This is a genomic window from Streptomyces sp. NPDC008001 (assembly GCF_042958085.1).
Lineage (GTDB): Bacteria > Actinomycetota > Actinomycetes > Streptomycetales > Streptomycetaceae > Streptomyces.
On record NZ_JBIBIZ010000001.1, the window covers coordinates 1,005,595 to 1,031,279 of the forward strand.

Here is a 25,685-nt window from a genome sequence, read left to right on the forward strand (position 1 = left end):
CGAAGGTGCGAACGTCCCGGCTCGATCGCTACATGCGGCTCGGTCAGGCGACTTCGTGACAGGCGTCGAGCAGCGTGGCAAGGCCGCGTGCGGTGGCCTTCGCGCGGACCGTCAGGTACGTCGGCATGGTCGGCGCGGGCTCGGTGAACGGGCGGAAGACGATACGGCTCGTGGGCAGCACGGCGGCCTGAGTGGCGTAGAAGACGGTACAGTGGGACCCGGCCGTCTTCCTGCACGGCCGTCTCGACACCCAGATCCCCGTCGAGGTCTCCCGGACGCCGGCCGCCCTGGGACCGCACAGAGGGTTCGAGGTCATCGAGGACGCCGCCCACATGCCCCACCAGGAGCAGCCCGCCGCCTTCGACGCCAGGCTGCGGGCGGCGCTGGACCGTCTGATGGGTGGCGCTGGTGGCCGCGTCGTCGAAGACGTAGCAGTTGCCATTGCCCGGCGACAGTCCGCTTGTATGGAGACCCTTTGAAGAGGCTTCACTTGATTCCACTCATACGGAGCATGTGGGTACCTGGCCACCCACCACCTCAGGGGGATCATGCGGTCGGCCTCTCCCGTGCTGCCTCAGCCAAGCCTGCCGCCCCTCACGGCACAGTGACGGCTTAACGTCACTCGGCTGAAGAGGCTGGGGCTGCGGTCATCACGCACCGTCGTGCTACGGGTGGCCGGTTCTGCATTGCGGGGATGAAGGGGTGCACAACCTCTTTGGGGTGTGGCGTGTCTGTGTGGGCACGGAGACGGCCGTCCCACGTACATCCGTCCGCACATCCGTCAACCGGCACCATGCGACTTCCACGGAGGGCACAGTGAAGCGTATTGACCGCCACCGCGTTGCAGGAGCTGCGCTGCTCGCCGCCACCACCGTCACCGCCCTGGTGGTGGGCACCGGAACGGCCGGCGCCGCTCCGGCTCCCGCCGCCACGTACAACCGGGAATGCGGCAGCGGATACGTGCAGGTCAACCAGATCCCGATCCCCGGCCGCGGGTCTGTCCTGCTGGCCTACAGCGCCGCCACCGGCAAGAACTGCGTGGTCACCAAGCGGAACACCTCGACCGGCTCGCCGCTGTGGGTGGGCTCCTGGATACAGCGCAACCAAGAACTGAAGTCGAAGCAGGAACAGTACGGCTTCTACACCTCCTACGCGGGGCCGGTCTACCTGGACGCCAAGGGCAAGTGCGTCGACTGGGGCGGCGAGATCGACGGCTACGTCGTGGCCCGCTACAAGACGAACTGCGGCACCCTGGCCGGGGCGGTTCGGTAGCCGTCAAGCCCGGGCTCCCACACGCCGGCGCCGCATGCACGGTGAAGCTCCGGACGGCGCATGCACGATGCACCCCATCTCCGCTAGCGTGCATGCTCTGAGCAGCCGGGGAGCCCGGGCGCCACTGCGCGCCCGCTCGGGCTCCCGGTCGAAGGAGGTCGTGCGCGGATGGACACCGTTGAGACTGCCCTGGAGAAGGCAATGGCAATCAGCGGGGCCACCGGTGTCGCCATAGTCGATTTCCACCAGCGCAGGGTCTTGGGCTGGCTCGACCGCGGCAGCGGGCTGGACATGGACAAGGTCGCCTACGGGGACAGCGATGTCATGCGTGCCAAGCTGTACACGCTTGAGCTCCTCGGCTATCCCCCGGACAGCGTGGAAGACATCCTGATCACGCTGGACAGCGAATTGCACATGATCCGGCCCCTGCCGCGGCTGCGCGAGGGAGGCATCTTCATCTACCTCGTCCTGGAGCGCGACCAGACCCCGTCCCTGGACGAGATCCGCCGGCAGCTCCGCGCGCTGGAACCCCTTTTGACGCTATAGATACCGTGCCAGGCACCGTGCCCTCATGCAGGAGGGCCGGTCGGAGGGCGCTGCGCACCACGGCGGCGCATGCCCTATCGGGGCTGCTCTTGCCGGGTGACGGCGGCGATCAGGGGGTGGGTCGTGTCGTCGCCGGGCTCGGTCTCGTGTGCCTCGGCAGCCTCGGCGCTGCGGGGGAACATGGCCTGCTCGTATTCCATGAGTGCGGCCTCGGTGTCGCCGGGGTGCGCGGCGAGGGCCTTGCCGAGTTCGGCGCCGTCGAGCATGGCCAGGTTGGCGCCTTCGCCGTTGGGGGCCGAGAGGTGGGCGGCGTCGCCGAGCAGGGTCACCCCCGGCACCCGGTCCCACCGGTGGCCGGTCGGCAGCGCGTAGAGGGGGCGCAGGACCGGTGCGACGTCGCTGTCGGTGATCAGCGCGGTGAGCTCCGGCGCCCAGCCGTCGAACTCCTTCGCGATCCGCGCGGCGGCCGCGGCGGCATCGGTGAAATCGATGGCGGCGAACCACTCCTGCGGCTCGGACAGCCCCACGTAGGCGTGCAGGGTGTCACCCCTTTCCCGGTGAGCGAAGAGCTCCCTGCCCGGGGTGGGCACCATCATCGACCCACCACCGACCGTTTTTGCGGCGGCCGGATGCCGGGTGTCGGCGTCGAACAGGTAGGTTTCGACGACCGACTTGCCGGTGTACTCGGGCAGGGCGGTGGAGAGCAGCGGACGGACCCGTGACCACGCGCCGTCCGCGCCGACCAGCAGGCTGGTGACGACGGTGCCGCCGTCGGCGAACGTCACCTCGTGGCGGCTTTCGCCGAGGGTGCGGGTGCCGGTGACCTTGTGCCCCCAGCGGACGGTGCCGGACGGGAGCGAGTCGAGCAGCATCTGTCGCAGCTCGCCGCGCTGCACCTCGGGGCGTCCCCCCGAGCCGTCGTCGGCTTTGTCGAACAGGACGGTCCCGTCCGGGTTGAGGACCCGCAGTGCCTGGCGGCCCTCCAGGATGAGACCGCGGAACTCGTCCATCAAGTCGGCTGCTTCAAGGGCGAGTTGTCCGTTGTAATCGTGGATGTCGAGCATCCCGCCCTGCGAACGCGCAGCCGGGGAGGACTCCGCCTCGTAGACCGTGGCGGGTATTCCGTGGACGTGCAGAACGCGGGCGAGCGCGAGGCCGCCGAGCCCGGCGCCGATGATCGTGACATCGGTGGTCATGGGAGATTCCTTCTTGTTCTTGGACCGCTGTGCGGACGCCCGGCAGTCATGCCGGGAGCGCCGTTCCAGTGAGCCGGGACGATGCGTTGCGGTGGCCGGTGCCGTTGACGGCTGGCATCGGCCAACACCAATGTCCCGGTGGCCGTCGACAGATCAGCGATAGGCCACCGACAGCTCACCGACCACCGCCGACGCCACCGACAACCACCCGACAGGCCACCCGACAAGTGCCTGCGGACTCGGAGGCCGGCCGGGCCGTGGTGTCCCGGGTGGCGTGAGCCGCGTCCGGACGGGCGACCTCACTAGCAGTCGGTGGATCGACGTCCGGTCGGTGCCAGGGGCTGCCACCAGTTGCCGATCGAGAACAGGCGGGAGGGGTGGGTGCGTGTGCCCTCTGCGAGAGGTGGTTGCTCCGTGATCTCGGCGAGGGGCCCGGCGAGCTGGTAGCGGCAGGTGGACAGGCTCCAGTCGAGGTTGGCGCGGATCCACTGGCTCATCGAGGTGAGGTATCTCCGGGTAGAGCTGCCGGTCAGGGAGGCGGTGCGGTCGCGCAGCTCCATGAAGCGTGCGAGGAGCAGGTTGCGGAGGGCGATGGCTTCGTCGAGGGCCTCGTCCATGCCGATGCGGTATTCGGCGGCGAGAACGTCGACGAGGTTCTGCCGGTCCGAGGTGTGTTGTTCCTTGGCGCGGGAGAGCAGATCGTTGTCCCAGCCGACCAGGAGCGAACACATCTCGGTGAGGGCCTGCAGGGCGGGGAGCAGGAAGTCCTCTTCCGGGACCTCGTATCCGCCGCCTACGTCCAGAAGCGTGACGGTGGTCATGACCGCACCCCCGTGGATCCGCATGAGGGCGTATTCGTCCAGCCCGGGCGTGACGTGGCTGCACCGGTTCGAGGCCTTCCACACGAGGCTGAACAGGTAGGCCCGCATCGCTGTGAGCCAGCGCCGGAACTGGGCGGGGCCGGCGAGAGCGGTGAGCTGGTGGGTGATCTCGTGCAGGACGCTTTCGAAGGCGGTGGCGTCGGGGGGCAGTGCGCGAGTCTCCAGGACGCGGACGAGCCGGGCGCAGGTGGCCGCCATGCGGGCCGGGTTGGGTGGCGTGACCACTTCGTCGTAGTGACGGTCATCGAAGACGAACAACCATGCGAAGAATCGAGCGATGGTGACGAGGCGGTCGGTCGGCGCGCCGGGGAGGATCTGCCCGGTCAGTCCGGCAGGCAGCGTGCCGGCCAGTTTGTCCAAGTGCTCGGGTCGCGGACACATCCCGCTCCGGGACGCCCATTTGATGATCTCCGTTTCGACCTGTGCGGCTTCCGGGTGCGTGGCCGGCGGGATCGGGCAGTAGATGGGGCGCGTCATGGTCGGCGGCCTTGGCTCTGGCCCTGGCTGTGGCTGTGACTTTGGCGTTGAGGGAAAGGGAGCAACAGCGTCAGGGGGGAGGCCACCATGTGCTGCACGTTCAGAAACCTCCCGTAGAGGCCCGGGTTTCTGGGGATGCGGCGCAGCAGGTACAGGAGAACGCTCCGGCCGGCTCGGGCGGACAGAGGGGCCGGTTCCGGGCTCCAGCCCCGGTCGAGGCTGGTGGTCATGAGCCACGGCAGCAGCAGAGTGCGTACCGCGTGCCGGTGGTAAACGCCGCAGGCCCCGTCCAGGGAGTGTGCGGTGATGGCGTTGCGCAGGAGGAGGGCTTGCCGGGCGGCGACGGTCATGCCGTGGCCGTAGAGGGGATTGAGTGCGCACAGGGCGTCCCCGACGACGGCGAGGCGACGCAAGGGAGGTGCGAGACGGTCGTAGCGGTTCCAATGGCCGCCGAGGCCGGAGTAGCGATGGATGGCGCCGATGGGCCGGCACTCCGCCACGACCTGTTGCACATGGGGGTTGGCGAGGGTGGCGGCGTAGGCGTCGAAGCCTTCGGGCGTTGTGGGGGCGGAGATTCCGCCGGCGCCGAAGAGGCAGACGAGCCAGCGGTCGTCCTCGATGGCGATGACCGTTCCGCCGCTGGGGGTGGTGGGGGCGACGGTGGCTTGCAGCGATGCCTGAAAGCCCGGGTCGCTGCCCGGCGGACGCCGGTACAGGCGGGAGGTGTAGGCCAGTTTCCCGTCGACTTGGAGCCGTCGGGCCGGCGGGCGGTCCGCTTTCTCCAGCCAGCTCGGCAGCCGCGAATGGCGGCCGTCGGCCACGACGACGAGATCCGCCTCGCGTGCGGCGGTCCGGCCCGTGCTTCTTGACCGGGCCACGACTCCGGTGACGCGGCTGCCCTGGACGAGGAGAGCTTCCGCTTCGGTGGCGGCGTGGAAGCTGACGTTGGACAGCGCCTGCACACGGCGGCGGATGAGGAATTCCAGCAGGGGACGACTGAAGGTTTGCAGCACGAGCCCTGTCCGGACCGTCGGCGACCATCCGGTGGGGTACAGCATGGGGAAGTGCCCGAAGTCGGAGACGGGCGCGCCGTGCCCGGTCAGTTCCTCCCGCAGTCCGGGGAAGAGGCCTTCCAGGAGTTCGGCGCCGCGGGCGAGCAGCGCGTGGGGGTGCCGGCTTTGCGGCGTACCGGGCCGGTGGGCCGCCCGGTCGGGAAGGGCGTCCTTGTCGAGGACACTCACCTCGTCGAAGAGGCTGGCGAGGGCGCGCGCGGTGACGAGGCCTGCGTAGCCGCCGCCGACGACGAGCGCGTGACCGTGCTTGGTCACTCTCATGTCCCAACGCGCCGTGTCACACGCAGGAAGAGCCTGCGTGGCCGGTAGAAGGCGGCCAGCGGCACGGGCCGTACGTCCGGGTCCGCGACGGTCTCCACCTGCCAGTGCCGCGCGATGGACGCCAGGGCGAGGACGCATTCGCCCGTTCCGTAGGTGTCGCCGATGCACTTGCGCGCACCTGCGCCGAAACCGGCGAAGGCCCCCCGCGGCAGTTCGGCGGCGCGCTCGGGGAGCCAGCGGTCGGGTTCGAACGCGTCGGGGCGCGAGAAGACGGCCGGGTTGCGGTGCACGGGCACGGGGGTGATGACGACCGTGGTACCGGGCTCGAGGTAGCGTCCGGCGAGCTCGGCGCCGGCCGACGCGACCCGGGTGAACAACCAGCCGGGCGGATACAGGCGGATGGTTTCCGTGATCACCCGGCTGGTGTAGGAAAGGCCGGGAATCTCCTCCCACTTGGCGAGCGGGCCGGTGAGGCGGGAGTCGGCTTCCTGCTGGAGCGCGTCCTGCGCATCGGGGTCGCGCGACAGCAGGTACAGACTCCAGGTCAAGGTCGAAGCCACGGTCTCGCTGCCGGCAGCAAGTACGGTGACGATGTGGTCGCGCAGTTCGGAGTCGACCACGGTGGCACCCTCGGCCCGGTGCGCCGCCAGCAGCGCACCGAGGACGTTGCTGTCGTCCTGATCCCCGCGCGATTCGGTGACGACGCGCTCCACGGCGCCCCTCAGCAATGCGAGCGCCTCGGCGTGGCGCCGGTTCGCGGGCAACGGGAGCCGGTACGTCCACTGGGGGAGGAACATCTGCCGGAAGAAGGTGCCGAAGGCGACGTCGAATGACCGGCGGATGTCCTCGGTGATGTCGTCGTCGACGTGGGTGGAGAACAAGGTGCGCGTGACGATCCGCAGCGCCAGCCCGTACAGGGCGGGGTAGGCGTCGAAAGTGCAGCCGGCTCCCCAGGTTTCCGTGAGGGCGACGATCTGCTGTTGCATGACAGCGGCGTACTTGACCAGTTGCGTCTCGGCGAAAGCGGGTTGCAGCAGGCGGCGTTGTCGCCGGTGGTCCTTGTGGGCGCAGGTCGCGATTCCGTTGCCCGCCATCTCCCGGGCCTTGTCGTAGTACTTGCCGCCCTTGTCGTAGGTACGGTCGTCCGCGAGCGTCCGGCGTAACAACTCGGGATGGGTGGGAACGTAGACGGTTGTCGGGCCCAGACGCATCCGGACCAGGTCACCGTGCCGTGGCAATGACGCGAGGAACCCGAAAGGATCCTTGAACAGCGGCCACGCATGCCCGAACAGGGGCCATCTGCCCGGTACCGCACCGTAGGTGAACTTCTCGTCAGGCATAGATCACTCCAAAACTTGTGATCTTCAAAAACTATCGTTTTCCGAATACTGCCCGCCGAGGCCGCCGGGACGCGGCCGGGCTCTCAAGAACGGTTAAAGAACAGAGGGTTCAGCAATTCCGGACCGTTATTATCGGACAAGTTCCCGGGTGGTGGCCGCCCTCGAATCTAAAATCTTTGGAAGAGCCCGTCATGACGGCTGGGTGAGCCTTTCCTCTCCTGACGGGGCAAGGGGGGCCATGTAGCGGTGGGTGTCCCGGCACCAGTCGTAGTGTCCTCGGATCCATGCGCGCAGTACGCGCGCGTAGTCGGCCAGGCGCGGATTGCCGGTGGCGATGGCTGCTCGCTCGGCCCGGAGATAGGTGCGCATGGTCGTGTCGTGGATTTCGGCAGCCTGAGCCATCGCCTGCTGCGGGGTGAGCCCCTCAGCGGCCAGAGCGCCCGGCAGGTGGGTGATGTCCTTGCTGGTCTTCGTTTCGTGGTCGCCGGAGTGGATGTCGTTGCACCAGGCCATCTCGTACGCGGCCAGGTGCCCCATGAGCACGGCGTAGGGATGAGCGAGGTCCTCGGCGGTCGCCGAGCAGTCCGCGACGATTTGCGCCACGGTGACGTACGGCAGGGAAGCGATGTTGTAGACGCGGTTCGCGCAGAACCCGGCCAGGCCGACCCGGTGTCCGGAGGCGCGGACCAGAGGCTCGTAAAGATGGCTGTACCACCACAGCATCATGTGGGTGCGCAGCCGTTCGAACATGTCGGGCCTGGCGATGGCGGCGGTGCGCTCCAGCAGGTCGCGCATGACCGGCACGTGGTGTTCGGTGTCGGTGTGCGCGTACACCGGTGCTCCGCCGGTTCCTCCGGCCGGCGTGCAGGCGGAGATCATGACCATGACCGCCTCGGCGACGGTGGCGGCTTCGTTCGTGGTGGTGGACTCATCCATGAACTGGCCGTCGTAGGAGAAGCCGAAGGCCGGCCACTCGGTGTAGAGCTTCATCCGTTCCAGGGGAATGCCGGGGTGGGGACAGGTACGGGCGGCGAAGGTGCCGAACTCTGATGTCTCGTGCCGGATGACTTGCCGGGGGTTGCGTAGAGGTGGTTGTCCGCCGGCCACCGGGCGGCGTGCTCGTTGAGGATGTCGGCGCTCTCGCTGATGGCGGGTGGAACGGGCAGTACAGAGGGGGGACGGGGGCGGTCATGGAGACTCCCGGTGTGGCGTTCCGTGTTGTTTCACTTTCAGAGGCACCTTGATGGCGCCGGAGACTTCGGCGGTGGTGAGCTGACCGAGGTGCACCAGGCCGCCGACGGGAATGGCGGCGCCGGCACCCGGGCGTTCAGCTGCCGCGTCGGCGGATTCTTGCCGGTCGGCGGAGCAGTCGGGTGCGGCGGCGCACCGGAGCGGTGGGCCCTGGGAGGGGCGGTCCGAGGCTCGGCGGTGTTCATCGAGCCCTCCCGGGTACGGCCGGGGAGCCGGCGGAGGCGGGTTCGTCGCGTGGCGGCATTCCGTCGCGAGCGCGCAGGACGGTGCGGGTGATCGCGTCCGGGGTGAGGCCCGCCTCGGTGAGCAGCCGGTGCCGGGGGCCGTGCGGAAGGAAGGCATGGGGCAGGCCCAGGCCGACGACGGGAGTGGTGACGGCGGCGTCGGCCATGACCTGGGCCGGGAGACTGCCGAGTCCTCCTGTGCGGGTGTTGTCCTCGACGGTGACGGCCAGCCGGTGGCGGGCTGCCAGACGGACGAGGGCGGGGCTCACCGTGTCAGCCACCGCGGGTCCACCACGGTGGAGCCCACCCCGTGCCGTTCGAGTTCGTCGGCCGCCTGCAGGACCGTTTCCGCAGTGGTGCCCGCCGCCACCAGGAGAACATCCAGCGGGTGGCGGGCGCTGCGGTGAAGCACATCGATCCCGTCCAGCCGCGCCAGCGCCGCGGCATCCGGTGCGGGGTCGATGACGCCGACGGCGTGGAAGCGGCCGGCCTCGTCGGCCTCGGCCGGAGGGTAGCCCTTGCCCTTGACCGTCACCACGTGCACCACCACCGGGCACTGCCGCGATCGTGCGCGGCGCAGAGCGCCCGCGAGCTCGCGCAGCGCCTGCGGCGAGGTGACATCGCGCAGCGACACCGAAGAGGGCTGAGAAGCGGTTCCAGAGGGAGAGTTCATGGGTTCCTGCCAGGGGACCAGTCGGTACGGGGGCGTCCGGTCACAGGGGGAGTGGGGGACACCGGTCCGGGTCCGACGGGCCTCGGCCGGCAGGGAGGCACCGCGTCCCCGAACTGCGGCGACGTAGGGCTACTTCTGGCCGCTGCGCAATTTTCCAGGCCTGAAATCGCCCCCCGGGCAGGGGCGCACAGGGGCATTTGGAGTGCATAGCTCCGCTTGGTGGTACAACTGCCGCCTCTGCAGGCCGCATGCGCCTCCTCTGCGAAACCTGCGAGGAGTGTGGTAGGGCCGCCCCGTAATCCGGGTGCTCCCCTCCGGACCGCCCGGTAGCCTGCGCCGACATGGCACCGGAACTGAAACGCCCGCCGCTCCGAGCGGACGAACGCACCGCACTCATCGGCTGGCTGGACCTGCAGCGGCAGATCCTGCGCTGGAAGTGCGAGGGGCTGACCGACGAGGACGCGCACCGCTCGGTCATCCCGACCTCACCGGCCATGACGATGGCCGGCCTCATCTCCCACATGCGCTGGACCGAGCACATGTGGCTGGAGGTGCTGTTCCTCGGCGGTGACGAGAAGCAGAACCCGTCGTTCGACGATGCGAGCGAGGACGCCGACTGGCACACCGACGGCCGCCCCCTCGCCGGGCTCCTCGCGGAGTACGAGGCCCAGTGCGCCCGCAGCAACGAGATCGTCGCCGCAGCTTCCCTGGACGACGCCGGCCGCCACCCCGGCTTCCGCTCGGGTGGTGCCAACCTCCGCTGGATGCTGATCCACCTCGTTGAGGAGACGGGGCGGCACGCGGGCCACGCGGACATCGTCCGGGAGCTCCTCGACGGCGCGAAGGGCTACTACTAGGGCGGTCCCGGTGATGGCTGGACGGTCCCTTGTGAACCCGGTGCGTACTCCGCCTCCGCGTCGGCTCCGCAGGCCGGCGGAGCGGCGCATCGTGTGGCGGATGATACGTCTGGAGCAGCCACCGCTGGTCTGAGCATCGGCCCGTGTCCGCCGGGAGGGAGCCGCCCTGTCCGCTCACTGTGAAGGAAGGGATCGCACTGGTCACGGGGCCGCGCCAAGGCTGAACGAAGGTTCGAGCGTGATCCGTCAGCGACACCGGTGGGCGTTGAGCCGGGCGGCCTGGCGCGTCAGGTGATCGCGCTCGGCGAGGTTGGGTGCCTTGCGGGCCGCCTCGGCGTACAGCTGTGCTGCTCGCGCCAGGTCGCCGTTGCGTTCGTGGAGATATGCCGCGACCGCGGCGTAGCGGGGCAGTGAGGCGTCCAGCGCCGCGAGTGCCGCCAGGCCGGCGCGCGGTCCGTCGGCCTCGCCGACGGCCACCGCGCGGTTGAGCCGGACAATGGGGTTGTCGGTCAGGCGCGCGAGCTCGTCGTACCACTCGACGATCTGCACCCAGTCGGTCTCTTCGGCGGTGGGCGCGTCGGCGTGAAGGGCGGCGATGGCGGCCTGGGCCTGGAACTCGCCCAGCCGGTCGCGGGCGAGGGCCGCCTGGAGAATCGCGACGCCCTCGGCGATCGACTCGGTGTCCCACCGGCTGCGGTCCTGCTCGGCGAGCGGCACCAGGCTGCCGTCGAGCGCGATCCGGGCGGCGCGCCGGGCATGGTGGAGCAGCATGAGAGCGAGCAGCCCCGTCACCTCCGGATGGTCGACGTGGGCCGCGAGCTGACGGGTGAGCCGGATGGCTTCGGCGGCGAGGTCGACGTCGCCGGAGTAGCCCTCGTTGAAGACGAGGTAGAGGACGCGCAGCACGGTGGCGACGTCGCCGGGCCGGTCGAACCGCACGCCGGACACGGTGCGCTTGGCACGGCTGATCCGCTGCGCCATGGTCGCCTCGGGCACCAGGTAGGCCTGGGCGATCTGGCGAGTGGTGAGCCCGCCGACGGCGCGCAGCGTGAGCGCGACGGCGGACGACGGCGTCAGTGACGGGTGGGCGCACAGGAAGTAGAGCTGGAGCGTGTCGTCCACCGCGGGCGCGGGCCCGGGCGCCGGCTCCTCGTCGACGAGGTCCTCACGCCGGCGGCGGGCGGCGTCCGACCGGACCTGGTCGAGGAACTTGCGCCAGGCCACGGTGACCAGCCAGCCCTTCGCGTCCCGCGGCGGGTCGGAAGGCCAGACACGGACCGCCTCGACGAGCGCCTCCTGTACGGCATCCTCGGCCGCCGCGAAGTCGGCTCCGCGGCGGACGAGGATGGCGAGCACGCTCGGCGTGAGGCTGCGGAGCAGGGCCTCGTCCATTGATGAGGTCACTCCGTGATGGTGGGCGGGCACGCCAGGAACGGGCGCACCTCGAGCCACTCGTGGATCGGCTTCCCGCCCGCCCCGGGGGCGGCCGACAGCTCCCCGGCCAGCTGGACGGCACGCTCGTACGTGTCGACGTCGATCACCATCCAGCCGGCGATGAGGTCCTTGGTCTCGGGGAACGGGCCGTCGGTGACCGGCGGCCGCCCCTCACCGTCGTACCGGACCCACGTCCCCTCGGGCGCGAGCGCCTGGCCGTCGACGAACTCTCCGGTCTTCTCGAGCCGGGCGGCGAAGTCGTTCATGTACTGCATGTGCGCCGAGATCTCCTCCGGCGTCCACTGGTCCATGGGCACGTCGTTGACCGCTGCCGGGGCGCCGCGGTAGTGCTTGAGCAGCAAGTACTTGGCCATCGTGATTCTCCTAGGTCCTGGTGCGACCCATTGTGGTCGCGTTCACCTCGGGGACGGAGCCGGCCACGGGTTCTCGACATCGCCGCCCAAGATTTTTGGGCTTTTGTGGATGAGCCTGGGTGAGCCGGCCGACTCGGTGGGCTTGAGCCGGTCCGGGCAGAGTCCGGTGATCTGCAGCTCGCGGAATCTTCAGCGGGCGCAGCAGAGGCACGTCTACCCACCGGCAGCGGCTGCCCCCGGCCTGGGGTTCCCTACTGCCTCGGTCAACGGCGACGGGTACTGGCGTGGTAACGGTAAGGGGGTGAGGCGAGAGCGAGGGCGGATCGGCGCGGAGTTCGACCGGCGGGCAGCGACGTACGACGCCAGTGCCATGCACCGGTGGCTGGCGCAGGAAGCCGTCCGCCCGGCCGCACCTCGCCCGCGCACATGGGTCCTCGACGTGGCTACCGGGACAGGGCTGGCCGCGCGGGAGGCCGCCGCGCTGACGGGCGGACGCGGCCGTGTGATCGGTGTGGATCTCTCGCCCGGCATGCTCCGCGTCGCCATCGAGCGTTCACCGGGCAACTGCTTCTACGCGGTCGCCGATGGCCACCAGCTTCCGTTTGGTGCGGACCGGTTCGACCTGGTAAATGTGCGTCTCCTCCGTCCTGGGGCGGTGATCGTGTTCACCGTGCCGGCAGCCGAGGGCGTCAGCGTCAACCGTTTGGTGTGCCGGGCCGCGGAGGCTGCTCGAACTGGCCGGCCGCCTTGATCTGGAGGTTGAGGACATCCAACGGGTGACATGGGAGGATCCCGAGCCCCTGCGTGACCCTGCAGAAGCCTGTCAGCGCACCCTCGACTACGGCTTCGGCGAACCACTGAAAGCCGCTGACCCCGCCGCCCGCGAACGGGCACGGCGCCGCTTCATCGAGCGGGAACCGCTCGTAATCCCCAAAATTCCTGCGAGGGCCGCGAGTGCGCCTCAAGTCTCCCACCCGACGGGACGGCGCAGGCCGGCGGCGGCAGCAGCGGACGGAGTGCGCGAACGAGAGCACCGTGCCCGTCTCGGCACTCACTCACCTTATGGGCTTCGGCTCCAGCCCCGTCTCGGTCATGACCGAGCACACGGTCTCCTCCAGCGCGCTGCTCTGCTTGATCAGCGTCTCGCTCATGCCGTCGAGCAGATCGGCTCGCCGGTACCAGCCGCGCATCTCCGCCTCCCCGAACGCTTTGGCTTCCGGCCGCGTGGCGTGCCGGCGCAGCGTCTCGGAGAAGGAGACGTCGAAGTAGAAGAACCGGCTCGTCCCGCGGTGCTCGGTGGCCAGTTGCCGCAGGAGATCACCCCACCGGGCGGCGGTGAGGATCCCTTCGAGGACGACGTGGAAGCCTTCGTTCAGGCACTGGCGGGTGATGACGTCGATCAGTCCGGGCGTGGCCCGTACCGGGCCGTGCGCCTCGCACAGGATCTCCCGTCGCACCGTGTCCTGGCTCACGATCGCCAGACCGCTGCCGTAGCGCGCGCGGACGGCGCGGGCCGTGGTGGTCTTGCCCGAGCCGGAGTTGCCGCGCAGCACCATCAGCCGCGTCTCCGTCGATCCCACCGGTCCTTGCATGATCGTCAGCTCTCTTTCAGCAGCAGGCGGGCAGCGTCGCGGAGGGTGGCGACCGTCCGGAAGGGCTGCGGCCCGACCTGCGGCAGCGGGCGGCCGTGCGAGATCCACACGGCGGACAGCCCGGCGGCCAGTGCCCCGCCGACGTCCGCGGTGAGGGAGTCGCCGACCATGACGACGTGCGGCCTCGGCTCGGTTCCCAGTGCAGTGGCCGTGCAGCGTTGCCAGGGTGGCCCGTTCGACGGCGAGCGCGTGGCACCGGTCATCCGTCACCTCCCGTCGCGGGCGTGGCCTGGTAGGCAGCGGCCTGGAGGGTGAACATCTGCTGGTACTCGCCCGGCTGCCCGTCGGCGCCGGTGTGCTTCATCAGCTCCTGGTGGGTGCCGGACTCGATGATGCGCCCGTCGCGGAAGACGTAGATCGTGTCGCAACTGGTGACGCTGCTCAGCCGGTGGGAGATCAGGATGGTGATGCGGTCCGGACGCCGCTCGCCGTGCAGGACGGCCTCGTAGACGGCGTGTTCGGCGCGGGCGTCCATGCTGGCCGTCGGTTCGTCCAGGACCAGCACCGCGGCATCCTGATACAGGCCCCGGGCCACGGCCACCTTCGCCCAGTTCCCGCCGGACAGCTCTTGCCCGCCCTTGAAGCGCTTGGACAGTGGGGTGGCCCACTGTTGCGGCAGGCCGGCGATGACGCGGGCCGCACCCGACTCGGTCACGGCCGCCAGGGCGCGCTGCGGATCGGCCTCGGTGATGGTGCCGGCGCCGATCGTGACGTTGGCCAGAGCCGACAGCGGCCAGGCCACCGGATCCTGGAGCACCATGGCGACTCGGGCCTGGATGCTCTCTGCATCGACCTCCCGCACCTCCACGCCGTCCCAGCAGATGCTGCCCTCGCTCGGCGTGTACAGCCCTGCCAGGAGTTTGGCCATCGTCGACTTCCCGGACCCGTTCGCCCCCACGAAGGCCACGGTGGAGCCCGCTGCCAGCGTCATCGACACTCCCCGCAGCGCGTCCCGGCCGGCCTCGGGGTAGGAGTAATGGACGCCGGATACGGTGATGGTCTTCACCCGGTCCGCAAGGCGCCGACCCGTACGGTGCGGCTGCAGGGCCCGGCAGCGCTCCAAATGCCGCTCCAGGTCGTCGATCCACAGGGCGTGTTCGTACATCTGGTGCATGGCCAGGACGACGTTCACCAGCGTGCCCCGGCTGGAGCGGATCGCCAAGAACGCGCCGCCACCCGCCGCCAGCGGCAGCCAGCCGTTCGTCGTCATCCACGCCAGCACCGCATACGTGCCGCCGACCGCCAGCCCGCCGACCGCCCGGCCCCACAGTGCGACGTTCGCCTCCTGCCGCCCCAACCGGGCGTCCTCCTCCTCGATCCGCCGGGCGAAGAGCTCGTGCTCCTCCAGCAACGCCCGCTGCGCCGTGGAGGCGCGCACCTCCGGTGCGGAGTCGCGGTCGAGAAGGAGCCAGGTGAACAGCCGGATCCGGCGCTGGAGAGTGCTGTAGCGGCTGTGGGAGAGGAACTGCGCCCGCGCCGAGCGCACCGCCGCGTACCCCTGTGGAACCACCGACAGCACCAGAAGAGGGAGCAGGGCCGGGTGCAGGACGGTCAGCACGCCGGCGGCCCCGAGCAGACCGAGGACGGCGTGCGCGAGCTGGATCAGCTGCGGCACGGCCTGACGCATGTAGTACAACCCGCGGTCATTGGCCTTGTGGGCCTCATCGGCGAAGGCCGCATCATCGACCGCTTCGAGGCGCACGTGGCAGTTCAGCCGCAAGAACTCCTGCTCCACCGCCCGCCGGACCTTCGGCGTCAGCGCAGCCTGCCCGCGGGCGACACCGAAATCGAGCAGGCCCTGCACCGCCATCAGCCCGGCGACCAGCGCGAGCGAGGGAAGGGCGTGGTGGATCCGCTCGGAGGTCGCGCCCTGGGCGAAGAGCGCCGAGAGCACCCGCACCGAGGCCAGCAGCCCGAAGGCGCTCATCAAGGCCGAGGCGAGCTGCAGCACCACCACCATGACCGTAGCCCGCGCGTCGGCCCGGTAGGCCAGACCGAGCACCCTGCGGCTGATCGCCGGCAACCGGCCCAGAATCCGCCACACACTCGTCCTTGCGGCCTCACCGTCCCACTGCATCCAGTACGCGCTCTTCAGCTCGTCACCCACCTCCTCACCCTCGGGCGCCGCCGCAGCCCGCGACGGCGGCAGTTGCAGAGGCATGGGGCGCGGAGCAGGCACCGCACCACCGTCGGACTCCGGCCCGTGGGCATCCGTCTTGCTCACGCGCGCCTCCCCTCGGGCGCGGGCTGCCGCCAGCCCATGTCGGTGTAGGACCAGCCGGCCGCAATCCCCTCCAGCGCCACCTCTGTGTAATCGACGATCGGGTCCGGCAGGGCCACGCGCGGCCACCAGGCCCAGGCGGTGCACCGGTCCGGCTCCTTGAGCTGCGGCTCGCCCGCCCACCGGTGGACACGGAAGACCATCTGCATCCGCGGGCTGCCGTCCTCTTCGCGCAGGTGCACCACGTGAACGAGCTGTAGATCGTGCTCGCGGACGCTGATACCGAGCTCTTCTTCGCTTTCGCGCACCGCGCAGCGGCGGGCGCTCTCTCCGTCCTCGACGTGGCCTGCAGGAAAGTGCCAGGTGTCCGGCGCGAACGCGGCTTCGGGGGATCTCCGCCCCAGCAGTACGTGGTCGGCGCGTTCGAATAGAAGGTGGGCTCCGATGACGGTTAAAGCGTGGCTCAACGGTGCTCCTTGATTGACGAAGCTTCGGACAGACGATCGGAGAACGAGCCCGGCCCTACTCCGTCACGGGGGTATTCCTCGTATGTATGTGCGATCTTGCGTCTGGGGAGGGTGATGGCCCCGGAAGTACAAGGAAGAGGCGTCGCCAGGCCTTGTTCGATCTCACCCGTGTGGTGTCGGCGACCCTTTCGGGGGATTGCCTTGTGCGCGGCGCCCGAGTGGCGAAGCCGGCCGGTACCGAGGGGATCCCTACTGCTGTGCAGGCATGGTCCGACCGTGGTGAAGCAGCCGTAGCCGTCGATCCCGTACCACTCGGTGAAGTTGCCGGTCGATCCCGAGGTCAGGGCCCTGAGCGAGCGCCACGCCCGGCCGGCCGGTGCTGCCCCCATCCGCATCGTCCATGAAGGTCTCGTCAGGCAGGCGATTCACCGCCCCTCAGCCGAGCTGACCCGAGCAGAAACCGCAGTGGGTTTCGGCGGGTCATCGCGTTGATGGTGTCGTCGTCGACGCCCGCTGCGCGTACCTTCGGCAGGAATGAGCGGAAGAGGTGCCCGTATCCGTGGCCTTCTCGGGGCCATCCTCATCTGGTCCCGGCGTTGATCCGGTGCGGTCAGAGGTGGAAGATCCGTCGGGCGTTGCCGGACAGGAACAGCTCGGTGGCCTCCTCGTCCAGGCTCAGTTCGCCGAGGTGTTCCAGGGCCTGAGAAGGGGTGATCATGGGGTAGTTGGTGCCGAACAGCACCTTTCTGCGCCCCCGGCCGCGCAAGTAGTCGACCAGCTCGGGCGGGTAGCGGCGGGCGGTGTAGGCGCTGGTGTCGATGTAGACGTTCGCGTGCTTGTCCGCCACTGCGATCATTTCCGTGGTCCATGGGTACCCGATGTGCCCGCACACGATGGTCAGCTCGGGGAAGTCGAGCGCGACCTGGTCGATGTAGGGGATGGGGCGGCCGGTCTCGGAGGGGCGCAGCGGGCCGGTGTGTCCGACCTGGGTGCAGAAGGGGATGCCGAGATCGACGCAGGCTGCGTACAGCGGGTAGTACAGCCGGTCTGTGGGCGGAAGTTGCCACAGCCAGGGCACGATGCGCAGGGCCACAAAGCCGAGTTCCTCCACGGCACGGCGCAGCTCTCGCACAGCCCGGACCGGCCGGGTGAGATCCGCGCCGGCCACCCCGCGCAGCCGCCCGTCGGCCTGGGCGACGAATCCGGCAACGTCGTCGTTGCTGATCAGCGGCCCCCGGGGCCCGTACCAGGCAGCCGACAGTCCGATCTCAACACCGGCCGCAACCATCGCGGCCACCGTGGCCTTGACCGGCAATGGCTCCTCCAGCAGCCCCTGCCCCGTCCACCGGCGTAACGACTCGAACATTTCGTGGTTGGAGTGACGGAGGGTGGGATGCTGCATCCACGCATCGATGACCTGCATTGGCTTTCCTGCCTCTCTGCCGGCGTTCTGGCCGTGCTGCGACGGAAGCGGCTATGGGTCACTTACCTGAACCTAACTGATAGGTATCGCTCGCAAACCGTTCCGCTGCTGCGCGGGCATGACCCGCCGCACCGACTTTTCAAGGCCTCTTCAACGGCCGCCTCCGAGCTGCCGAACCGCGAGCCCGGAGACCAGAGACCGGCACGGGTCGGGAGGCCGGCGCGAGGCCGGCGGCCGGCCTGCGCGGCTCTGCCGGTCCCCGCACGCCGGAGATCCGTGCTGTATCAGGACGGGGCGGATGTCGATCGCGTGTCCGGCGGTTGGGGCGATGGTCCTACCTGGAGGAACAGTTCCTCAAGCGCGTCGGGAAGAGCAGGCGGCCTCCCAGGCCGCCTCGATCATCTGGAAGATCTCGTCCACCGCGCCCTGCGGATCGGCTGCTTCACGTGCCAGCGAGTAGGCGTCGATCACGAACCTCGCGATCGTCCGGCTCGCCGTTGTGGTCTGTGACAGTCCAGGATCGGCGGCAATGGCTGCTGCCAGCGTCTCCGCATGGCGCAGCCTCATCGACTCCTCGTACCTCCGCAGGGCGGGTGATGCGTCGATCATGCGCCAGATCGGGGCGGCGCTGTCCGCCGTGCAATGCCGCACCAGGGCCCGGATCTCGCGGTGGAGTGCAGGGATGAGCGGCTCGTGCGGTGCCCGGCCGGTGACCGCGAGCGCGAGGCGTTGCTCGAAGTCTTCGTCCTGCTCGAACACCAGGGCCTCTTTGGAGGCGAAGTGGGAGAAGAGCGTGGTGACGGCCACGTCGGCCTCAGCAGCCACTTCGCGGATGCCCACCGCGTCGTACCCGCGTTCCAGGAAGAGCCGCAGTGCGGTGTCAGCGATCTTCTGGCGGGTCGCGGCCTTCTTACGTTCGCGGCGTCCGGGCGGCACGGTCATGATCGGACACTATCAGGTGTGAAGCCGAATCAACTCCAAAAAGCTAACCGTTAGTGCTATGGTGCCCGCATGAAGATGGTGAGCTTCGCCGAATTCGGCGGTCCGGACGTTCTGCACCTCATAGATGCCGAGGAGCCCCACGCGGGCCCCGGTCAAGTACGCGTCGCCGTGCGGGCGGCCGGCGTGAATCCTGTGGACTGGCGGATCCGCGAAGGCCAGGTCCTCAAGGCCCATCCGGTCGAGCTGCCCGCAGGGGTCGGGCAGGACGCCTCCGGGGTGGTGGACGAAGTCGGCGAGGGCGTCGAGGGGGTCGAGGTCGGCGACCACGTGTTCGGCAGGGGTTCGAGCACCTACGCCGAGTTCGCCGTGCTGTCGGTCTGGGCCCGCATGCCCGAGGGGCTGACGTTCGAAGAGGCCGCCGGATACCCCTCCGTGGTGGAGACCGCACTGCGCATCATCCGCGAGGTCGGTGTGCAGCCCGGGCAGACGCTGCTGGTCAGTGGTGCGTCCGGGGGAGTCGGATCGGCGGTGCTGCAGATCGCCCGCGACCGCGGCATCACGGTGATCGGCACGGCCGGGGCCGCGAACCAGGACTACCTGCGCGGCCTGGGTGCCGTCGCCACGACGTACGGCGACGGCTGGGTCGAGCGCGTGCGGCAGCTCGGCCGAGTGGACGCGGCTCTCGATCTGGCCGGCTCGGGCGTGATCCGCGAGCTCGTCGAGCTGACGGGGGATCCGCGGAAGGTGGTCTCCATCGCCGATCTCACAGCCCCGCAGTTCGGTGTCCGGTTCTCCGGCGTGACCGGGAACGTGCCGGACGCACTCGCCGAGGCCGCCGACCTCATCTCACGAGGAAAGCTGCACATTCCGGTCGAGAAGTCGTACGCGCTTGCCGAGGCCGCGGCGGCGCACGTCGACAGCCAGGCCGGTCACACGCGCGGGCGCCGGGTCGTGGTCGCCTGAGCTGTTCCCTGTGCAGTCGCGTGGCACCTTCGGCAACGCCAGGGAGTTGAGCTGCCGTCACCGGAAGGGCAGCACACAACGATCTCACCGCAGTCGTGATCGCGTTTGCCGGCTGCCGATTGCCCGTTGCATCCAGGTACCTTCAGCCAGGCTGAAAGAAAGCGAGCATTTTTCGGCCGGCGTCCGGTGACGCCAGGATTTCTTGAACGCGCGCGGACTGCCGACCGGCGGCACTGGTGCGTTCGAACATCTCGCGTTCGTATTCCTTGACGGCGGCGGAAAAGTCGCCCGGGTGCGCGGCCAGCGCCAGGCCGAGCAGGGCGCCGTCGAGCAGCGCCATGTTGGCGCCCTGTCCCACCGGCGGCATCAGATGCGCGGCATCGCCGATCAGCGTGACGCCTGGCGTCGACGGCCAGGTCAGGCCGACCGGGAGAGTGGTGATCGGCCGTGGCAGGACCGTGTCGTCGCAGGCAGCGATCAGTGCGGTGAACCGTGAGTCCCAGCCGGTGAACAGGTCGATCAGCCGCGCCCGGGCGGCGGCCGGATCACCGAACGAGATCCCACTGGTCGCGAGCCAGTCCTCGGCGGAGTTGTAGAAGCTGAGGTACACGCGTACGCGGCCGTCACCGTTGCGCTGCGCCGCCAGGGATTGTCCACTGCCGAGCACCCAGTAGTTGCCGCGTCCGACCATCGCCGCCAGGTCGGGATGGGTGCGGTCGATGTCGGGAATGCCGAGCTCAACGGTGTTTTGGCCAATGTGCGCTGGTCGGGCGTCGGTGAGCAGCGCCCGGACGCGGGAGTTTGCGCCGTCGGCGCCGACCAGTAGGTCACACGCTGCGCTGCTGCCGTCGGCGAAGCGCAGCAGGCCATTGTCGGCGGATTCAAACGTGTGGCCCCAGCGCACCGCGCGTTCGGGGAGAGAGTCCAGTAGCAGGTTGCGCAGATCGGCTCGGTCGACCTCGGGTCGCTCGAGCGGGGCGTCGTCGGCGGTGTCCTCCTGGAGCAGCAGAGTGCCGTCCGGCTCGAGAAGACGCATGTCCTGCCCTGCGCGCCGGGCAATCGCGTGGAACTGGTCGATCAGGCCGGCCTCGCGCAGCGCCCGTTGCCCGGTCCCGGAGTGCAGATCAAGCATGCCGCCCTGACCACGCGCGTTGCGCGACGGCTCGCTTTCGTACACGACGGCGTCCATGCCGTTCACGTGCAGCACACGGGCGAGGGCAAGGCCGCCGAGGCCGGCTCCGACTATGGCGATGGTCATGACTGCCCCTCCTTCAATACGCCGTACTGATCGCACACTCTATGGGGCTACATCGCCGGGAAGGAGGCGTTGTGTGCTCGATTTGTTGGGTGAGGCCGCCCACCTGATGGTCGACGCCGCCCATGCCGAGACGTGTGGCCGAAGGGACGGATCAGCCACAGGCGTTGAGGTGACGCGACCTCACCAAGCGCGCGAAATCGTCTCACCGGCCCAGGCGGGCGGCCCTGATGGCCCGTTGCGCGAAGACACTCTCCCGGCGGTCTTCCATCTGCCGCAGTGCATCCTTGCGGTCCCGTTTGGGCAGTCGGTCGAGATACGTGTGACCGAAGAGGTGATCGGTCTCGTGCTGCAGGCATCGGGCGAAGTAACCCGTCCCTTCGATGGAGACCGGGTTGCCGTCCTTGTCGAACCCGCGAACAACAGCCTGATCAGTGCGCGGAACCGTCATGACAGCGCCGGGAACGGACAGACAGCCCTCGCCGTCGTCGATGAGCCGACGGCTACCCGGTTCGGGCAAGTCCAGCACCGGATTGATGATGTGACCTACATGCCGGATCCCGCTATCGTCCGGGCAGTCGTAGACGAACAGCCGCAGGTTGACGCCAACCTGGTTGGCGGCCAGGCCGGCTCCTTCGGCCACGTGCATGGTCAGGAACATGTCGTCGATCAGCGCCGACAACTCCGGAGTCCCGAACTCGGTCACTTCCTGGCACGGACGGCTCAGGACCTCCTCACCCACCACTGTGATCCTGCGTACCGACCCCCGTTCTGCCTCCGGGGACAGAGCCGGATATGAGTCGACGGGCCGGCCCTGCACACGGACTCTCCGGTCGACCGGACGGGACTGGTCATGACGAACGGACATCGCTGTCTCCCCCTTCCACGCACGCTGCGCACGCAACACATGCCAACACCCCGGACAGCGCTGCGACCTGATGCTTCGAGCAAGACCCCTTGCGAAGCGCTTTGCAAAGTAGCAGACTTTGCAAAGTGACTGAAGAAGACCTCAGCCCTCCGGGCAATCAGACAGGAGACGCGGGCGCCGGGCTGCGCGAGCACGAGGTTCGTACGGCCCTGCTGGATCTGCTCGCTGAAGTCGGCACCGTCACGGCGACCGAAGCCGCCACCCGGCTGGGCTACAGCTCCGGACTCTGCTCGTTTCACCTACGGCAGCTCGCACGCCACGGACACATCGAAGAAGCCCCCCACAGCGGGGGCCGCGCACGCCCCTGGCGTCTGAGGCAACACGTCCCCGACGCCGATGCGTTCGCTGAGGATGGGTTCGGGGGCCTGGCCCGGGGACTGGAGGACGAGAGCTGGCAGCGATGGCTGGCCCAGCGAGGCCAGGCGCCCGCCGAATGGCGCCATGACGAAGCCTTCAGCGCCGTCGCCTACCTGACGCCGGATGAGATGAGCCGGGTCGCGTCCGCGATCCGACGGACGCTCGCGCCCTATCAGGACCGTGAACACCGCCCCCTTGCCCGGCCTGACGGCGCTCGGCCGGTGGCTCTCATCACCCGCCTCTTCCCTCTGCTTCCTCATGGAGCGGACGAGACGGATCAGGGCTGAGAAGCCGAGGTCTTCGATGCGGATACCCGGGCACTCGCACTCCGATCACGATGCCGAAGGCGACATCAAGTCGACCATCGGCCTACGAAACACCGGTCAGTGACCTGTTATGGCACGCCGCAGCCCCGGTTTCCACACCGACCTCCGCACTGACGGAGGCCGTAGACACTCTGCTGGACTCTCCGGCCACCGAAAATGCCGGGGCCCGCGGCACCTCCACCAGGATCACCCCGGCCGCCATCGCCGAAGGCGACCCGGCCACTGTCGATGCAGGCCGGAAACACGCCCTCGACGCGCGCTGCGTCACGTGAGAAGGGCCGTCGCTCCTGCCGCTGGCGTACGGTTCGACGACTCCACCCCAGCAGACCAACGGCCGTCGCCCCCCTGTACCCTCCTGGGCCACCTGGGCAGCCACGCGGTCCACCAGCCGAGCTGGGCCCTCCGCCCGTCCACGAGTGCGCTGGCAGCCCTCCTGCAAAAACTCACCCTCGAACTGACACATGGGCAAGGGCGCCGACTGCCCGCACCGCCGACAGGATCAGCCGTGCCCCTCGCGGCACCCGCGCTGCCCCACACCCGCTCCGGACAGCCGCTGGGCGCACGCCCGTCGGCGAGCGAACCCGAACAGAATCCGGCCGCACGGATCAAGAGGTTCTGCCATGCCCGTTGTGGCCAGGTCGGCGTCGCGAGCCTGCCGTGACAGACTCGCTGGAGCTCCTACGGTCGGGTGATCGCCCGCCGAATGGGGCTCTTCTTCCCGGTCGGCAACGACGACATCGACCGCGCCGTGGAGTCCCCGACAACATGGCATCTCCCACGCCGGGTCGGATCAGATGCATGGCCAGATACCGCCTCAGAAGCAGGTTGGCCGGTTTCAAAGCCCTGATGTTGCCGGGGAGTTAACACGGGGACATGATCACTGCTCGTATCCACCCGATCACTCATCCGGGAGTCGATAAGTGATACGCAGAACCGTTCTCCGAACCGTCTCCACCGTTGCCGTGACCGCGGCCCTCGCCCTGCCCCTCGCCCAGGAAGCCCGGGCGGCCACCCCGGCCACGACCGCCCCGGCGGCCGCCGCCACCCCCGCCACGATCAGTGCGGGAGACGACAACCCCTTCCGCTGGATGGAGCTGGACGGCCTACGGGCCGACTTCCGCTTCATGTGTCCCGCGGGCCGCTGTGTGGGCTTCTGGTCCCTGGTCCTGACGGACGACATCGCGCGGCAGAAGTTCGAGGGCGGCAAGTTCTTCGTCTACGCACCGGCCACGGGTGAGTTCAGCTTCTTCCTCGACACGGACATCGCCGTGCGTACGGTTGACCACCCCGGCCAGGTCCGCCTGGTCGACACCGAGTTCATGCGTTCCCACCCGCGCGTCGAGGTCCGCTACGGCAACCCCGGCCACCCGGGCCGGGCCCGCGTTGTCGCTTCGGCGACAACGCTGATGTAGCGCCAACGGTCGTAGACCCCTCCCGGCTCGGCCGACCAGCCCATGACGGGCCGGTGACCGAGTCGCGCCGGCCCGCCCGGCGACCACCACGGCCATGAACGGCGACGAGCGCACCGCCACCGCCGCTCCCGTATCACTCCACCCCTTCCACCTCGCGGCGGCGGCCTTCCTGCCGTGGGCGTAGCGACGCAGGACAGCGCGGATTGCCATTGCCAAGGCCCTGAACCGCAAGTCTCCACAAACCCCCTCCAATGCGTCGTGCCCTCGCACGCTCGCGTTCCACGAGGTCCACCACAAAGGAGTTGCTGATTTCATGTCCAAACACCGGAGATTCCTCACCCTCGCCACAGCGAGTGCAGTCATATGCACCGGAGGATTCATCCCGTCGGTCAGCCAGGCCGCAGGCAGCAGCGGCAAGGAAGAGAAGGAGTCCTACGCCGAAACACACGGCTTGACGGCGGATGACGTCAAGAACATCAACGCACTCAACGAAAGCGCCCTGACCGCAGGGCAACCCGGCAGGCCTCCGGGCGCCATGCCTCCGGGCGCCGGCTCGTCCTTCCGGGCCCCCGGAACCACCGACGACAGGGAAACCCCTCCGGCCGAGCCGCTCGACAGGATGCCCGATGCGTACCGGCCCTACGGAGGCAGGGCCACCACGATCATCAACAACTACATACGCAAGTGGCAGCAGGTCTACAGCCACCGCGACGGCAAGAAGCAGCAAATGACCCAAGAGCAGCGAGAGAAGCTGTCCTACGGTTGCGTCGGCGTCACCTGGGTCAATTCGGGCCCCTACCCGATGAACAAACTGGCGTTCGCGTACTTCGACGAGAACAAGTACAACAACGACCTCAAGAACACCAGCCTCCGCCCCGGGGAAACACGGGCAGAGTTCGAGGGTCGCATCGCCAAGGACAGTTTCGACGAGGAGAGGGGCTTCAAGCGGGCGCGTGACGTGGCGGCCATCATGAACAAGGCCCTGGAAAGCGCCCACGACGAGGGGACGTACATCGACAACCTCAAGACGGAGCTCACGAACAAAAATGACGCTCTGCTCTACGAGGACACCCGCTCGAACTTCTACTCGGCACTGAGGAACACACCGTCCTTCAAAGAAAGAGACGGAGGCAACTACGACCCGTCCAAGATGAAGGCGGTGATCTACTCGAAACACTTCTGGAGCGGCCAGGACCAGCGGAGCCCCTCCGACAAGAGGAAGTACGGCGATCCGGAGGCCTTCCGCCCCGACCAGCGTACCGGCCTGGTCGACATGTCGAAGGACCGAAGCATCCCGCGCAGTCCCACCAGCCCCGGCGAGAGCTGGGTCAACTTCGACTACGGCTGGTTCGGGGCCCAAACAGAAGCGGATGCCGACAAAACGGTATGGACCCACGGCGACCACTATCACGCGCCCAATAGTGGCCTGGGCCCCATGCACGTGTACGAGAGCAAGTTCCAAAACTGGTCTGCCGGGTACGCGGACTTCGACCGCGGAACCTACCTGATCACGTTCATACCCAAGAGCTGGAACACGGCCCCCGCCAAGGTGCTGCAAGGCTGGCCGTAACAGAACCGGGCAGGAGGGCCGGGACGCCCGGCCCTCCTGCGCCCCCCGCGGAGACGCCCTGCCCCCGGTGATCCGCTCCGAGTAAATCCTCAGGTGCGTCCGGGACGAGGCCGTGTCACGAGTTCTCGACGCCCTCCGCCGGTCCGTGATCGACCGAGGGTGCCTACATCGAAACGATGACGCTGTCGGATCAAAGACGGATCGCGTATGCCCGGGTCTCCAAGAACCGTACGGTGCTGTCGTAGGAGCCGCTCGGCCCCACCGGGAAGTAGCCCGTCTTGATCGAGCACGAGGGACGGGCTCCTGATTG

Annotated in this window: 26 protein-coding genes and 1 pseudogene; 8 read left to right on the forward strand and 19 right to left on the reverse strand. The window is 68.8% G+C overall.

Going from position 1 to position 25,685, the window contains the following annotated elements:
* Nucleotides 1-43: 43 nt before the first annotated feature.
* Nucleotides 44-181: a hypothetical protein gene (locus ACFZCD_RS03895; RefSeq protein WP_391827534.1), complete on the reverse strand. Its 138-nt coding sequence runs from the start codon at nt 179-181 to the stop codon at nt 44-46.
* A 635-nt stretch (nt 182-816) separates the two neighbouring features.
* Between ACFZCD_RS03895 and ACFZCD_RS03900 the strand changes: the two genes are divergently transcribed.
* Nucleotides 817-1,272: a spore-associated protein A gene (locus ACFZCD_RS03900; RefSeq protein WP_391827535.1), complete on the forward strand. Its 456-nt coding sequence runs from the start codon at nt 817-819 to the stop codon at nt 1,270-1,272.
* Nucleotides 1,273-1,440: 168 nt separating this feature from the next.
* Nucleotides 1,441-1,818: a hypothetical protein gene (locus ACFZCD_RS03905; RefSeq protein ID WP_391827537.1), complete on the forward strand. Its 378-nt coding sequence runs from the start codon at nt 1,441-1,443 to the stop codon at nt 1,816-1,818.
* A gap of 74 nt (nt 1,819-1,892) precedes the next feature.
* On the opposite strand, the gene ACFZCD_RS03910 is transcribed toward ACFZCD_RS03905, so the two are convergent.
* From ACFZCD_RS03910 to ACFZCD_RS03940, 7 genes are all read right to left on the reverse strand, one after another.
* Nucleotides 1,893-3,014 (reverse strand): FAD-dependent oxidoreductase, encoded by a 1,122-nt coding sequence (locus ACFZCD_RS03910; RefSeq protein ID WP_391827539.1) that lies wholly within the window; start codon nt 3,012-3,014, stop codon nt 1,893-1,895.
* A gap of 302 nt (nt 3,015-3,316) precedes the next feature.
* Nucleotides 3,317-4,372 carry a hypothetical protein gene (locus ACFZCD_RS03915; protein ID WP_391827540.1) on the reverse strand — a complete coding sequence of 352 codons (1,056 nt, stop codon included), beginning with the start codon at nt 4,370-4,372 and terminating at the stop codon, nt 3,317-3,319.
* Nucleotides 4,369-5,700 (reverse strand): FAD-dependent oxidoreductase, encoded by a 1,332-nt coding sequence (locus ACFZCD_RS03920; RefSeq protein WP_391827545.1) that lies wholly within the window; start codon nt 5,698-5,700, stop codon nt 4,369-4,371. The genes ACFZCD_RS03915 and ACFZCD_RS03920 overlap by 4 nt, the downstream gene beginning before the upstream one ends.
* Nucleotides 5,701-5,702: 2 nt before the next feature.
* Nucleotides 5,703-7,046, reverse strand: a complete 1,344-nt coding sequence (locus ACFZCD_RS03925) for a cytochrome P450 (protein ID WP_391827547.1) — start codon at nt 7,044-7,046, stop codon at nt 5,703-5,705.
* A 189-nt stretch (nt 7,047-7,235) separates the two neighbouring features.
* Nucleotides 7,236-8,036, reverse strand: a complete 801-nt coding sequence (locus tag ACFZCD_RS03930) for a hypothetical protein (protein ID WP_391827549.1) — start codon at nt 8,034-8,036, stop codon at nt 7,236-7,238.
* Between the two features lie 442 nt (nt 8,037-8,478).
* On the reverse strand, nt 8,479-8,802 hold the full coding sequence (locus tag ACFZCD_RS03935) for a transketolase C-terminal domain-containing protein (protein ID WP_391827551.1): 324 nt from the start codon (nt 8,800-8,802) through the stop codon (nt 8,479-8,481).
* On the reverse strand, nt 8,787-9,194 hold the full coding sequence (locus ACFZCD_RS03940) for a transketolase C-terminal domain-containing protein (protein ID WP_391827552.1): 408 nt from the start codon (nt 9,192-9,194) through the stop codon (nt 8,787-8,789). The genes ACFZCD_RS03935 and ACFZCD_RS03940 overlap by 16 nt, the downstream gene beginning before the upstream one ends.
* Before the next feature lie 341 nt (nt 9,195-9,535).
* On the opposite strand from ACFZCD_RS03940, the gene ACFZCD_RS03945 reads away from it, so the two are divergent.
* Nucleotides 9,536-10,051 carry a DinB family protein gene (locus ACFZCD_RS03945; RefSeq protein ID WP_391827554.1) on the forward strand — a complete coding sequence of 172 codons (516 nt, stop codon included), beginning with the start codon at nt 9,536-9,538 and terminating at the stop codon, nt 10,049-10,051.
* Between the two features lie 246 nt (nt 10,052-10,297).
* Here the strand turns inward: ACFZCD_RS03945 and ACFZCD_RS03950 are convergent, their stop codons facing one another.
* Nucleotides 10,298-11,443, reverse strand: a complete 1,146-nt coding sequence (locus tag ACFZCD_RS03950) for an RNA polymerase sigma factor (RefSeq protein WP_391827953.1) — start codon at nt 11,441-11,443, stop codon at nt 10,298-10,300.
* A gap of 8 nt (nt 11,444-11,451) precedes the next feature.
* The gene (locus tag ACFZCD_RS03955; RefSeq protein ID WP_391827555.1) at nt 11,452-11,859 is read right to left on the reverse strand and encodes a YciI family protein; all 408 of its coding nucleotides are present in this window, start codon (nt 11,857-11,859) and stop codon (nt 11,452-11,454) included.
* 370 nt (nt 11,860-12,229) lie between these two features.
* On the opposite strand from ACFZCD_RS03955, the gene ACFZCD_RS03960 reads away from it, so the two are divergent.
* Nucleotides 12,230-12,610 carry a methyltransferase domain-containing protein gene (locus tag ACFZCD_RS03960; protein WP_391827557.1) on the forward strand — a complete coding sequence of 127 codons (381 nt, stop codon included), beginning with the start codon at nt 12,230-12,232 and terminating at the stop codon, nt 12,608-12,610.
* Between the two features lie 304 nt (nt 12,611-12,914).
* On the opposite strand, the gene ACFZCD_RS03965 is transcribed toward ACFZCD_RS03960, so the two are convergent.
* The 7 genes and pseudogenes from ACFZCD_RS03965 to ACFZCD_RS03995 form a co-directional block, all read right to left on the reverse strand.
* Nucleotides 12,915-13,451 (reverse strand): AAA family ATPase, encoded by a 537-nt coding sequence (locus ACFZCD_RS03965; protein ID WP_391827559.1) that lies wholly within the window; start codon nt 13,449-13,451, stop codon nt 12,915-12,917.
* Nucleotides 13,452-13,456: 5 nt separating this feature from the next.
* Entirely contained in the window at nt 13,457-13,714 is a 258-nt protein-coding gene (locus ACFZCD_RS03970; protein WP_391827561.1) for an HAD family hydrolase, read from the reverse strand.
* Nucleotides 13,711-15,735, reverse strand: a complete 2,025-nt coding sequence (locus ACFZCD_RS03975; RefSeq protein ID WP_391827563.1) for an ABC transporter ATP-binding protein — start codon at nt 15,733-15,735, stop codon at nt 13,711-13,713. The genes ACFZCD_RS03970 and ACFZCD_RS03975 overlap by 4 nt, the downstream gene beginning before the upstream one ends.
* Nucleotides 15,732-16,199, reverse strand: a complete 468-nt coding sequence (locus ACFZCD_RS03980) for an NUDIX domain-containing protein (protein ID WP_391827565.1) — start codon at nt 16,197-16,199, stop codon at nt 15,732-15,734. Before ACFZCD_RS03980 ends, ACFZCD_RS03975 begins: the two co-directional genes overlap by 4 nt.
* A gap of 412 nt (nt 16,200-16,611) precedes the next feature.
* Nucleotides 16,612-16,764 (reverse strand): annotated as a pseudogene (locus tag ACFZCD_RS03985) (phosphotriesterase); the annotation flags it as partial.
* A gap of 45 nt (nt 16,765-16,809) precedes the next feature.
* Entirely contained in the window at nt 16,810-17,622 is an 813-nt protein-coding gene (locus ACFZCD_RS03990; protein WP_391827567.1) for an amidohydrolase family protein, read from the reverse strand.
* Nucleotides 17,623-17,976: 354 nt separating this feature from the next.
* Nucleotides 17,977-18,564 carry a TetR/AcrR family transcriptional regulator gene (locus ACFZCD_RS03995; protein WP_391827569.1) on the reverse strand — a complete coding sequence of 196 codons (588 nt, stop codon included), beginning with the start codon at nt 18,562-18,564 and terminating at the stop codon, nt 17,977-17,979.
* A gap of 69 nt (nt 18,565-18,633) precedes the next feature.
* Here ACFZCD_RS03995 and ACFZCD_RS04000 point away from each other — a divergent pair, with 69 nt between their 5' ends.
* Entirely contained in the window at nt 18,634-19,527 is an 894-nt protein-coding gene (locus ACFZCD_RS04000) for an NADP-dependent oxidoreductase (RefSeq protein WP_391827571.1), read from the forward strand.
* A gap of 142 nt (nt 19,528-19,669) precedes the next feature.
* Here the strand turns inward: ACFZCD_RS04000 and ACFZCD_RS04005 are convergent, their stop codons facing one another.
* Both ACFZCD_RS04005 and def read right to left on the reverse strand, forming a co-directional pair.
* A complete protein-coding gene (locus ACFZCD_RS04005; protein WP_391827573.1) occupies nt 19,670-20,785 on the reverse strand; it encodes an FAD-dependent oxidoreductase in 1,116 nt (371 codons plus the stop codon).
* A gap of 202 nt (nt 20,786-20,987) precedes the next feature.
* Nucleotides 20,988-21,650, reverse strand: coding sequence for a peptide deformylase (def, locus tag ACFZCD_RS04010; protein ID WP_391827575.1), 663 nt, complete (start codon nt 21,648-21,650; stop codon nt 20,988-20,990).
* A gap of 125 nt (nt 21,651-21,775) precedes the next feature.
* Here def and ACFZCD_RS04015 point away from each other — a divergent pair, with 125 nt between their 5' ends.
* The 3 genes from ACFZCD_RS04015 (at nt 21,776) to ACFZCD_RS04025 (ending at nt 25,375) form a co-directional block, all read left to right on the forward strand.
* Complete coding sequence (locus tag ACFZCD_RS04015; RefSeq protein ID WP_391827577.1) at nt 21,776-22,354, forward strand: helix-turn-helix domain-containing protein; 579 nt, start codon at nt 21,776-21,778, stop codon at nt 22,352-22,354.
* A gap of 1,001 nt (nt 22,355-23,355) precedes the next feature.
* Nucleotides 23,356-23,805, forward strand: a complete 450-nt coding sequence (locus ACFZCD_RS04020) for a hypothetical protein (RefSeq protein ID WP_391827579.1) — start codon at nt 23,356-23,358, stop codon at nt 23,803-23,805.
* 313 nt (nt 23,806-24,118) lie between these two features.
* Nucleotides 24,119-25,375 (forward strand): protein-glutamine gamma-glutamyltransferase, encoded by a 1,257-nt coding sequence (locus ACFZCD_RS04025; protein ID WP_391827581.1) that lies wholly within the window; start codon nt 24,119-24,121, stop codon nt 25,373-25,375.
* Nucleotides 25,376-25,685 lie beyond the last annotated feature (310 nt).

What these genes read in the sequence shown, in the direction of transcription:
- ACFZCD_RS03905 (WP_391827537.1), top strand. Translation starts at nt 1,441, where the DNA reads ATGGACACCGTTGAGACTGCCCTGGAGAAGGCAATGGCAATCAGCGGG.
- ACFZCD_RS03910 (WP_391827539.1), bottom strand. Translation starts at nt 3,014, where the DNA reads ATGACCACCGATGTCACGATCATCGGCGCCGGGCTCGGCGGCCTCGCG.
- ACFZCD_RS03915 (WP_391827540.1), bottom strand. Translation starts at nt 4,372, where the DNA reads ATGACGCGCCCCATCTACTGCCCGATCCCGCCGGCCACGCACCCGGAA.
- ACFZCD_RS03925 (WP_391827547.1), bottom strand. Translation starts at nt 7,046, where the DNA reads ATGCCTGACGAGAAGTTCACCTACGGTGCGGTACCGGGCAGATGGCCC.
- ACFZCD_RS03930 (WP_391827549.1), bottom strand. Translation starts at nt 8,036, where the DNA reads ATGAAGCTCTACACCGAGTGGCCGGCCTTCGGCTTCTCCTACGACGGC.
- ACFZCD_RS03940 (WP_391827552.1), bottom strand. Translation starts at nt 9,194, where the DNA reads ATGAACTCTCCCTCTGGAACCGCTTCTCAGCCCTCTTCGGTGTCGCTG.
- ACFZCD_RS03945 (WP_391827554.1), top strand. Translation starts at nt 9,536, where the DNA reads ATGGCACCGGAACTGAAACGCCCGCCGCTCCGAGCGGACGAACGCACC.
- ACFZCD_RS03950 (WP_391827953.1), bottom strand. Translation starts at nt 11,443, where the DNA reads ATGGACGAGGCCCTGCTCCGCAGCCTCACGCCGAGCGTGCTCGCCATC.
- ACFZCD_RS03955 (WP_391827555.1), bottom strand. Translation starts at nt 11,859, where the DNA reads ATGGCCAAGTACTTGCTGCTCAAGCACTACCGCGGCGCCCCGGCAGCG.
- ACFZCD_RS03960 (WP_391827557.1), top strand. Translation starts at nt 12,230, where the DNA reads ATGCACCGGTGGCTGGCGCAGGAAGCCGTCCGCCCGGCCGCACCTCGC.
- ACFZCD_RS03965 (WP_391827559.1), bottom strand. Translation starts at nt 13,451, where the DNA reads ATGCAAGGACCGGTGGGATCGACGGAGACGCGGCTGATGGTGCTGCGC.
- ACFZCD_RS03970 (WP_391827561.1), bottom strand. Translation starts at nt 13,714, where the DNA reads ATGACCGGTGCCACGCGCTCGCCGTCGAACGGGCCACCCTGGCAACGC.
- ACFZCD_RS03990 (WP_391827567.1), bottom strand. Translation starts at nt 17,622, where the DNA reads ATGCAGGTCATCGATGCGTGGATGCAGCATCCCACCCTCCGTCACTCC.
- ACFZCD_RS03995 (WP_391827569.1), bottom strand. Translation starts at nt 18,564, where the DNA reads ATGACCGTGCCGCCCGGACGCCGCGAACGTAAGAAGGCCGCGACCCGC.
- ACFZCD_RS04000 (WP_391827571.1), top strand. Translation starts at nt 18,634, where the DNA reads ATGAAGATGGTGAGCTTCGCCGAATTCGGCGGTCCGGACGTTCTGCAC.
- ACFZCD_RS04005 (WP_391827573.1), bottom strand. Translation starts at nt 20,785, where the DNA reads ATGACCATCGCCATAGTCGGAGCCGGCCTCGGCGGCCTTGCCCTCGCC.
- def (WP_391827575.1), bottom strand. Translation starts at nt 21,650, where the DNA reads ATGTCCGTTCGTCATGACCAGTCCCGTCCGGTCGACCGGAGAGTCCGT.
- ACFZCD_RS04025 (WP_391827581.1), top strand. Translation starts at nt 24,119, where the DNA reads ATGTCCAAACACCGGAGATTCCTCACCCTCGCCACAGCGAGTGCAGTC.